This window comes from Dysgonomonas sp. 511 (assembly GCF_010501105.1).
In the GTDB taxonomy this organism is placed as follows: domain Bacteria; phylum Bacteroidota; class Bacteroidia; order Bacteroidales; family Dysgonomonadaceae; genus Dysgonomonas.
This window is the reverse complement of the sequence record NZ_QVMQ01000086.1, coordinates 231-1,001: the sequence shown is the minus strand read 5'-3', so window position 1 is coordinate 1,001 and position 771 is coordinate 231. Positions and strand designations below refer to the sequence as shown.

The following is a 771-nucleotide window of genomic DNA, read 5'->3' as shown; positions in this document are numbered from 1 at the left end:
ACTTGACAATGCTACATTTCACAAAAGGAATGATGCTTTATTGGCTGTACAACAACATGGACATACTTTAGAGTTTCTTCCTCCTTACAGTCCCGACTTGAATCCAATAGAAAGAAAATGGGCACAAGCCAAAAGTATCAGACGTAAGTTTGGGTACTCAATTCATGAACTTTTTATTTGCGCAAAAATATGACGCTTTATTCTGATTTAGCTATAGTTTCATCCACTTGGATATAATCACTACCCAGAACAATTTTTTTCAACTGTTGGTAAAGAGGTTCTAATAAGTTGATGGCTGAAGCACTCCAGTCATTAACCGTCGATGCGGCTAAATGGACTCCGCTTCGTTTAAACATCTCCAGCTGACGATAGTAAGGTTGATGGTCCTGGTATTTACTAATCAGCAGGTTTGCCAGCAAGGATGCTCCGGCATTACTTCTTGGCAGAGGTAAAGATGGAAGTTCCGCCATAATAATACCGGCCCCTCCGGGTAAAGCATATTTTTTACGGATAATCTCACGCACATAAAGTTGTCCGGGGATATATTCTAAAATCTCAGTTACTTCCTGACCTATACATTTAGCCCCTTCAGGTAAAGAGCACGGTTCAATCACTTCGCGGCGACGTTCCAAATGTTCAGGTAGAGGTTTACGTACCGGATGTCTTTTCACAGGAAGACCGCCGCTATCCCGGGCGGATAAGTTCCTTTTAGCAACCCCATCCAAATAGATCTTTTCTTCTTCAAGTTGGTCTAAGCCATCAAAGTCAAGG

Annotated in this window: 1 protein-coding gene and 1 pseudogene; one reads left to right on the top strand and one right to left on the bottom strand. The window is 41.9% G+C overall.

Annotated features, from left to right (window positions below; all coding sequences use genetic code 11):
- A pseudogene (locus tag D0T57_RS15975) lies at positions 1-112 on the top strand (transposase); the annotation flags it as partial.
- A gap of 85 nt (positions 113-197) precedes the next feature.
- On the opposite strand, the gene D0T57_RS15365 reads toward D0T57_RS15975, so the two are convergent.
- On the bottom strand, positions 198-771 hold a 574-nt coding region (locus D0T57_RS15365), incomplete at its 5' end, for a transposase (protein WP_163274348.1).